The sequence below is a fragment of the Sphingomonas sp. genome (genome assembly GCF_042096255.1).
In the GTDB taxonomy this organism is placed as follows: domain Bacteria; phylum Pseudomonadota; class Alphaproteobacteria; order Sphingomonadales; family Sphingomonadaceae; genus Sphingomonas.
The window spans coordinates 1-6,790 of the sequence record NZ_JBELLZ010000132.1 but is presented as its reverse complement, the minus strand read 5'-3'; the positions used below and the strand labels follow the sequence as shown (position 1 = coordinate 6,790).

Annotated in this window: 5 protein-coding genes and 1 pseudogene; 2 read left to right on the top strand and 4 right to left on the bottom strand. The window is 68.8% G+C overall.

Annotation, left to right across the window (positions count from 1 at the left end):
• Positions 1–226 (bottom strand): annotated as a pseudogene (locus ACFDTH_RS16730) (apolipoprotein N-acyltransferase); the annotation flags it as partial.
• Positions 227–368: 142 nt separating this feature from the next.
• Between ACFDTH_RS16730 and ACFDTH_RS16725 the strand changes: the two are divergent.
• Entirely contained in the window at positions 369–794 is a 426-nt protein-coding gene (locus tag ACFDTH_RS16725; protein WP_375288696.1) for a VOC family protein, read from the top strand.
• Positions 791–1,093 (top strand): polyhydroxyalkanoic acid system family protein, encoded by a 303-nt coding sequence (locus tag ACFDTH_RS16720; RefSeq protein WP_375288695.1) that lies wholly within the window; start codon positions 791–793, stop codon positions 1,091–1,093. Before ACFDTH_RS16725 ends, ACFDTH_RS16720 begins: the two co-directional genes overlap by 4 nt.
• 135 nt (positions 1,094–1,228) lie before the next feature.
• On the opposite strand, the gene ACFDTH_RS16715 is transcribed toward ACFDTH_RS16720, so the two are convergent.
• The 3 genes from ACFDTH_RS16715 to katG all read right to left on the bottom strand — a co-directional run.
• Positions 1,229–2,551: a PQQ-dependent sugar dehydrogenase gene (locus tag ACFDTH_RS16715; RefSeq protein ID WP_375288694.1), complete on the bottom strand. Its 1,323-nt coding sequence runs from the start codon at positions 2,549–2,551 to the stop codon at positions 1,229–1,231.
• A gap of 47 nt (positions 2,552–2,598) precedes the next feature.
• Positions 2,599–4,821 carry a TonB-dependent receptor gene (locus ACFDTH_RS16710; protein ID WP_375288693.1) on the bottom strand — a complete coding sequence of 741 codons (2,223 nt, stop codon included), beginning with the start codon at positions 4,819–4,821 and terminating at the stop codon, positions 2,599–2,601.
• 154 nt (positions 4,822–4,975) lie between these two features.
• On the bottom strand, positions 4,976–6,790 hold a 1,815-nt coding region (gene katG / locus ACFDTH_RS16705), incomplete at its 5' end, for a catalase/peroxidase HPI (RefSeq protein ID WP_375288692.1).

Here is a 6,790-nt window from a genome sequence, read left to right as displayed (position 1 = left end):
CGAAGGCGTGCTGGAACCAATTGTCGTTGATGGTGAAATGGCCGACGCCGAACAGCCAGCCGCGCCACAGCGCCGCCTTCAGCGAGGGTGCGGCATGGACCAGCGCGATCCATGCCGCGAGGCAGGCGATCGTCAGCGGCCAGAGCGCGAGCGGCGCGAAGCCGCAGGCGGCGAGTGCGCCGAGGACTAGCGAGAGAAGGGCGGGATAACGCAGAAGCGTCGTCATGCCGGGCTTGTCCCGGCATCCACGGTGGGGCGAGTCAACACGCCCGGGCCCTTGCCCCGCGGTGGCCCCCGGAACAAGGCTCTGCTGAGCGTGTCGAAGCATCCGGGGTGACGGAAGGGGCGGGTGCGGGTAGCATGATCGCATGCCGCGCCCCTTCCACCTCGCCTTTCCGGTCCACGACCTTGCCGCCGCGCGCGACTTCTACGGCCGGGTGCTCGGCTGCGCCGAGGGGCGGTCGAGCGCACGGTGGATCGACTTCGACCTGTTCGGCCATCAGATCGTCGCGCACCTCAGCGACACCGCGCAGCCGGCCGCCTCGAACCCGGTCGACGGCCATGACGTTCCGGTGCCGCATTTCGGCGTCGTACTGGACATGGCGGACTGGCAGACGCTCGCCGAGCGGGTGCGCGCCGCGGGCATCGGCTTCGGGATCGAACCGCATGTCCGCTTCCGCGGCCGGCCGGGCGAGCAGGCGACGATGTTCTTCCGCGATCCCTCCGGCAACGCCCTGGAGTTCAAGGCGTTCGCATCCGACGACATGATCTTTGCCACCGGAGCCCCGCAATGACCCAGCCGATCGAGGTCGACATTCCCCACAAGCTGGGCCGTGCCGTCGCCAAGGAGCGGATCGGCAGCAGCTTCGGCCGGCTCGCCGAGTTCGTGCCCGGCGGCGCGGTGACGCAGCATCATTGGGAGGGCGACCGGCTGGACTTCACCGTCGAGGGGCTCGGCCAGCGCGTCGGCGTCAAGCTCGATGTCGGCGAAAGCAACGTCCATGCGGTGTTCGAACTGCCGCAGTTCCTGGCGATGTTCGCCGACCAGATCCGCGCCAAGCTCCAGCGCGAGGCGCCGAAGCTGCTGGAGTAGAGACTCCCACTTCGTTCGTGCTGAGCGAAGTCGAAGCACTTGGCGTGCGTCGCGCTTGCCCCCTTCGACTGCCTGCCAAGGAAGGCGCTCAGGACAGGCTTCGACTTCGCTCAGGGCGAACGGAGGTGCGCGAACCTACTTCGCGCTTACCCGCCAGATGCGGTTGCCGACATCGTCGGTGACCAGCAGCCCGCCCGTTTTGTCCGCGATCACCCCCACCGGGCGCCCCCGCGCGTTGCCGTCCGCGTCGAGGAAGCCGGTGAGCACGTCTACCGGCTTCGCCCCCATCGGCGGGAAGCCGTCGGCGCCGAACGGCACGAACACCACCTTGTAGCCGGAGGGCGGCTTGCGGTTCCACGAACCGTGCTCGCCAACGAAGGCGCCGCGCGCGAAGCGCTGGCCCAGCCGGGTCTCGTTGGCGAAGGCCAGGCCCAGTCCCGAGACGTGTGGCCCCAGCGCATAGTCGGGCCGCTTTGAATATTGCTGGAGCGGCGCGTTGAGCGGCTGGACGCGGCGGTCTGGGTAGCCGCCCCAATAATACCAGGGCCAGCCGTAATGGTCGCCGAACTCTACCTGGGTCAGGTAGTCGGGGACGAGATCGGAGCCGAGCATGTCGCGCTCCTGCACCACCGCCCACAGCCGCTTGGTCTCCGGGTGGATCGCCATGCCGTTGGGGTTGCGCGTGCCCGCCGCCCAGATGCGGAAGGTCTTCTCCTTGGGATATACCTGGAGGATGTTGGCGCGATATTTCTCGCGCGCCATCCCGTTCTCGCCGACGTTCGAATCCGAGCCGACGGAGACGAACAAGGTGCGCCCGTCGCCTGCATCGATCACGTTGCGCGCCCAGTGGTTGCCCGCGGGCGCCAGCTTCACCACCAACTCGGGCTTGGCGGTCACCTTGGTCATGCCCTCCGTATAGGGCACGCGCACCAGGGCATCGGTGTTGGCGATGTAGAGCTGGCCCTGGAACAGCACCATGCCGAACGGCGAGTTGAGGCCGGTCATGAAGGTGCTGCGCTGCTCGGCGACGCCGTCGCCGTCCGCATCGCGCAGCAGGATGATGCGATTGGCGGATTTCACCCCGGCACCGGCGCGGCTCATCAGCGTGCGCTTGACCCATTCGACAACGCCGGTGACCTTGCGCGGCGGCGAGTTGGTTTCGGTGACCAGCACGTCGCCATTGGGCAGGCGGTACATCCAGCGTGGGTGGTCGAGGCCATCGGCGAACTGCTGCACCTTCAGCCCCGCCGCGGGCGTGGGCATGGTGTTCGCCGGCCAGCCGACCACCTTGGCGACCTTCACCGTGGGGAACATCTGCTCGCGCGGCTGCGAGATGTCCGGACGCCGCCCGGCGACCGCCTCCACCGGCAGCCGCGCGGTATCCGGCCAGGACAAATAGACGAAGATCGCGATGCCGGCGAGGACGACCACGGCGAGGATGCGGAGCACGGGCTTCATGTGGAGCGAGATAGGGGAGGGCGTGGGCGTGCGCCATCCCCGCGAAGTCAGAAGCGGCGTCGCAGCCGCAGCATCACCTCGCGCGGCGCGACCGGATAGCCGATCGAGCCGACGCTGCCGGTGTTGTAGCGCCGGTCCGCCAGGTTGGTCGCCGCCAGCGTCGCGGCCCAGTCGCCGAGCTCCGCGCCGACCTGCACGTTGAGGGCGGCGGCATTGGTGACGCGGTGCTGTGGCTCGTTGCAGAGCGCGATATTGTACGACGAAGCGGCGCTATAGTCGCCCCCCGCCCACAGCCGCGCGCGCCCGGCCTGCCGGTTGACGTTCGCCCGCGCGCCATAGCGGAAGGCGGGGGTGAAGCGCAGGTCCAGGTCGCGCTCGTCGGCGACGAACGCGGTGCAGCCAGGTGAGGAGACTAAGCGGGTGAACCGGTCCGCCAGCGTCGCGATCCAGCCGCCCAGCTCGACCCCCTGCGCCGGTCGCGCGGTCCACTCCACCTCCAGACCGGAGATGCGCGCGTCGCCGACATTCTGGCGAAAGATCTCGGGCGGGGTGGAGTTCGCGCGGGCCGCGGAGAAGGCGATGTCGCTATAGTCGTTGACGAAATAGTCCGCGTTCACCCGCAGCCGCCGGCCGAACAGCTCCGCCTTCACCCCGGCCTCGTAGCTCCACACCCGTTCGGGCGCGATCGCGCCCTGGCGGTCGAGCACGAAGGGGATGTTGCGCGCGCGCCCGTCGAAACTGCCGCTGCGAAAGCCCTTAGCGGCGGAGGCATAGGCCATCACCCCCTCCGCCAGCCTCTGATCGATCGCGACGCGCGGCGACAGGTCGGTCCAGCGCTCGGCAATGCGTCGTGCTGCGACGCGCCCATCGGGCAGCACCAGCACCGTGTCGGGCGCGGTCAGAAACCGGACGGCGTAGCGCTTGCGCTCGTCGGTGTAGCGCAGCCCCGCCGAGACATGGGTACCCGCGAAGACGGCGAGGGTGGCGGAGCCGAACACCGAAAAGCTGTCGGTATCCAGCCGCGGCTCATAGGGCGACCAGTTGCCGCTCGTCCCCGTGCCGCGCGAGGGTGCGTTGAAGAAATCTTCGTTGCGGAAGCGCGCGTCCGGCCCGGTCGGCGTCGCAAAGCTCACCGCGGTTAGCTGGTCGTTATGCTCGCCGAAATAATAGGCGCCCGCCAGCCAGTCGACGCGCCCGCCCAGCGCCTTGCCGGCCAGTTGCACCTCCTGGCTGATGCTGGACTGGTGCTGGTCCTGGAGCAGGATGATGTTGGCGCCCCCGCCCGGCGGGTTCGCGGTCTGGTCGAAGCCGATTCGCGAGCGCAAGGCGCGATAGCCGGTGATCGATGACAGCGTCGTGCCGCCGAGCCGATAATCGACCCGCAGCGAGGCGCCGCCGGTGTCGGTGCGGCCGAGCGGCATGGTGTCGGCGGAGTCGAACGCGTCGATGTCGCCGCCCGGCGCGACGAAGTCGTTGGTGAACCGCCCCGGCACCACCGCATCGGCGACGAAGCGCTGCGGGAAACGCGGGCCGGAGCGGTCGAGCGTCACGTCCGCGGTCGCCAGCACCGACAGATGCGCGTCCGGTTCCCACAGTAGCGACACCCGGCCACCCTGCACGTCCTGCCCGTTGACCCGCGCGCCGTTCGTCCGGTTGACGCCCCAGCCGCGCTGGTTGCGCGAGATCGCCGACACCCGCACCGCCACGTTGGGCGCGAGCGGCACGTTCACCGTCGCGCGCGCGTCGAAGCGGCGATAGCTGCCGACCGCCACGTCCGCCTCGCCGCCGATCCGGTCGAACTCCGGCCGTTTCGTCACCAGCTTGATCGCGCCTCCGCTGGTGTTGCGGCCGTAGAGCGTACCCTGCGGCCCGCGCAGCACCTCGATCCTCTCGATGTCGATCAGGTCGAGCAAGGCGCCGGTAGAGCGCGGCAGGATCACGTCGTCGACATAGATGCCGACCGGCGGATCGTTGGTGAAGATCGAGTCGCCTTCGCCGACCCCGCGCAGGAACACCAGCGCCCCCGAACTCGTCCCGAAGTTGCGGGCAAGGTACAGGTTGGGCACCGCCGCGCCGATTTGGTCGAGGTTGGCGATCGCGCCTCCCTCGATCTGCGCGGCCGATATTGCGGTGACGGCGATCGGCACGTCTTGAGAGGACTGCTCCCGCCGCTGGGCGGTGACCACCACGTCGGCGAGTTCGTCCGCCGTCTGCGCGCCGGCCGGAACCGCCGCGCTGCCCGCCACCATCGCCAGGAGGATCGCCCGCATGGATGCCCTTCACCAATCGGGCATGTCGATGTTCACCGCCCAAAGAGCGCGCGCCGCTAGAGGGGCGGGAACGCGGGGTCAAGGTACGTCGCGGAACGAAGAAGGGGCGGGAGCACCCTCGCGCTCCCGCCCCTTGTCATTGGCTATCGGCCGTTCACGCGTGCAGGTCGAACCGGTCCGCGTCCATCACCTTGACCCAGGCGTTGACGAAGTCCTTGACGAACTTCTCGCCCGCGTCGTCGCAGGCATAGACTTCGCTGATCGCGCGCAGCTGGCTGTTGCTGCCGAACACCAGGTCGGTGCGGCTGGCGGTCCAGCGCTGCTCGCCGGTCAGACGATCGCTGCCGACGAACTCCTCGTCGCTCTCTTCGCTCACCTGCTTCCACGCGGTCTTCATGTCGAGCAGGTTGACGAAGAAGTCGTTGGTGAGCTGGCCCGGCCGGTCGGTGAGCACGCCGCGCTCGTCGCCATCCAGATTGGCGCCGAGCACGCGCAACCCGCCGACCAGCACCGCCATTTCGGGCGCGTTGAGGCCGAGCAACTGGGCGCGGTCGACCAGCAGCTCCTCGGTCGGCACGGTGAACTTGGTCGACAGATAGTTGCGGAAGCCGTCCACCTTGGGCTCCAGCACCTCGAAGCTCTCGACGTCGGTCCATTCCTGGGTCGCGTCGCCGCGGCCGGAGGTGAAGGGCACGGTCAGGTCATGGCCCGCTGCCTTGGCCGCCTGCTCGACGCCGAGCGACCCGCCCAATACGATCAGGTCGGCGAGGCTGACAGACCCATGCTCGGCCTTGATCCCCTCATAGACGGACAGCACCTTGGCGAGCGCATCGGGCTCGTTGACCGCCCAGCCGCGCTGTGGCTCCAGGCTGATCCGCGCGCCATTGGCGCCGCCGCGCTTGTCCGAGCCGCGATAGGTGCTGGCCGACGCCCAGGCGGTCTTGACCAGCTGACTGATCGACAGGCCCGAGGCCGTGATCTTGTCCTTGAGCGCGGCCACGTCCGCATCGGACAGCGCGGTGCCTGCCGGCACCGGGTCCTGCCAGATCAGGTCCTCGGTCGGCGCCTCGGGTCCGAGATAGCGGGTGCGCGGGCCCATGTCGCGGTGGGTCAGCTTGAACCAGGCGCGCGCGAAGGCGTCGGCGAAGTATGCCGGATCGGCGCGGAACTTCTCCAGGATCTTCCTATAGTCGGGATCGTCCTTGAACGCCTTGTCCGCGGTGGTCATCATCGTGGCGACCTTCTTGCCCGGCGTGTGCGCCGCCGGGGCCTGGGTCTCCTCCGGATTGCCGACCGGCTGCCACTGGTTGGCGCCGGCGGGGCTCTTCACCAGCTCATATTCGTGGTCGAGCAGATTGTCGAAATAGGTCATGTCCCACTTGGTCGGTGTCGGCGTCCAGGCGCCCTCGATGCCGCTGGTGATGGTGTGGTCGCCCATGCCGCTCTCGTGGCTGGACGCCCAGCCCAGGCCCATCTGCGCGATGTCCGCTGCCTCGGGCTCGCGGCCCACCTTGGACGGGTCGCCCGCGCCATGTGCCTTGCCGAACGTGTGGCCGCCGGCGGTGAGGGCCGCGGTCTCCTCGTCGTTCATCGCCATTCGGCTGAACGTCGCGCGCAGGTCGCGGGCCGAGCCCTTGGTGTCGGGCTTGCCGCCCGGACCTTCGGGATTGACGTAGATCAGGCCGTGCTGGATCGCGGCAAGCGGGTTCTCCAGCGTCAGCCCGGCTTCCTCGTCGATCCGGGTCTGACCGAGCCATTCCTCCTCGGTGCCCCAGTAGATGTCGCGCTGCGGTTCGAAGATGTCCTCACGCCCGCCGGAGAAGCCAAAGCTCGGCCCGCCCATCGATTCGATCGCGACATTGCCGGCAAGGATGAACAGGTCCGCCCAGCTGAGCCGCTGGCCGTACTTCTGCTTGATCGGCCACAGCAGGCGGCGGGCCTTGTCGAGATTGCCGTTGTCCGGCATACG

What these genes read in the sequence shown, in the direction of transcription:
- ACFDTH_RS16725 (WP_375288696.1), top strand. Translation starts at nt 369, where the DNA reads ATGCCGCGCCCCTTCCACCTCGCCTTTCCGGTCCACGACCTTGCCGCC.
- ACFDTH_RS16720 (WP_375288695.1), top strand. Translation starts at nt 791, where the DNA reads ATGACCCAGCCGATCGAGGTCGACATTCCCCACAAGCTGGGCCGTGCC.
- ACFDTH_RS16715 (WP_375288694.1), bottom strand. Translation starts at nt 2,551, where the DNA reads ATGAAGCCCGTGCTCCGCATCCTCGCCGTGGTCGTCCTCGCCGGCATC.
- ACFDTH_RS16710 (WP_375288693.1), bottom strand. Translation starts at nt 4,821, where the DNA reads ATGCGGGCGATCCTCCTGGCGATGGTGGCGGGCAGCGCGGCGGTTCCG.